The 1,115-nt window shown below is 51.1% G+C and carries 1 protein-coding gene; it reads left to right on the top strand.

The window, feature by feature from the left end; genetic code table 11:
- The first annotated feature begins 91 nt into the window (after window positions 1–91).
- Window positions 92–1,021: a glutathione synthase gene (locus D6694_13875; protein RMH36513.1), complete on the top strand. Its 930-nt coding sequence runs from the start codon at window positions 92–94 to the stop codon at window positions 1,019–1,021.
- The last annotated feature ends 94 nt before the right edge of the window (window positions 1,022–1,115 follow it).

Here is a 1,115-nt window from a genome sequence, read left to right as displayed (position 1 = left end):
TTTTTCAAGTGAACTAAGACACACTATAGACAACTGGATCAAAATTCGTAAAGAAGGGACAATAATCACCATACCGACGATGGACGCTACCATGAAAAAAATCGCACTACTTCTTGATCCCGTATCGACATTAAAACCAGCCAAAGACACTTCGTTGTTGCTCGCGTATGCGGCTCAGCAAAAAGGATGGCACGTCTATGCTGGCGAGCCCCGTCACCTATGCATCCAAAATGAGGTTGTGCAAGGCCTGTTCAGCCCACTGTCGTTGACCAACGATCGCCATCCGACCACAGGCGAGGAGGCTTGGTGGTCACTGAGAGACTTTGACTGTGTGCTGATGCGTAAAGACCCCCCTTTTGATATGCGTTACATTTATGCCACTTACCTTTTGGAGCTGGCGCAAAAACAGGGAGCCCAGGTCGTCAATGACCCGCAAGCCATTCGCAACCATAACGAAAAACTCGCCATCCTCGAATTCCCCCAGTGCATTCCAAATACGCTCGTCGCAGCGGACATAGAGCAACTCCGGGCGTTTTGCACAACCGTTGGTGATGTGATCTGCAAGCCGCTTGATGGCATGGGTGGACAATCAATTTTTCGTATCCGCGCCGGAGACCCTAACGTGACCGTGATTTTGCAAACCCTCACGGAAAATGGAAGAACGCCCATCATGGTGCAAAATTATCTCCCCGCAGTAAAAAACGGCGACAAACGAATTATTCTTGTGGATGGCGAGCCGTTAGCGTACTGTCTCGCTCGCATCCCTGCACAAGGAGAAACCCGCGCCAACCTCGCGGCGGGTGGGCATGGCGTTGTTCAGCCGTTATCAGAGCGGGATCGGTGGATTGCCCAGCAAGTCGGCCCCGTCTTGGCGACAAGAGGCTTGCGATTTGTGGGGCTTGATGTGATTGGCGAGCATCTCACAGAAATCAATGTCACATCACCTACCTGTCTGGTGGAAATCAGCCAAAAGGCAGGTGATGGCATTGTCGCTGACATTCTAGAGCGTTTAGTGTCCTAGGTGGTTGTGGTGAAAAAAGCGCTTATTTTCGGTTGTCTGCTATTTGTCTTGTCGGCTTGTCAGTTTCGTTCAGAATCACCACAGCACTGGCGGC

It is taken from the genome of Gammaproteobacteria bacterium, from assembly GCA_003696665.1.
Lineage (GTDB): Bacteria > Pseudomonadota > Gammaproteobacteria > Enterobacterales.
The sequence above is the reverse complement of the archived record's forward strand: the minus strand, read 5'-3'. Positions and strand labels throughout refer to the sequence as shown.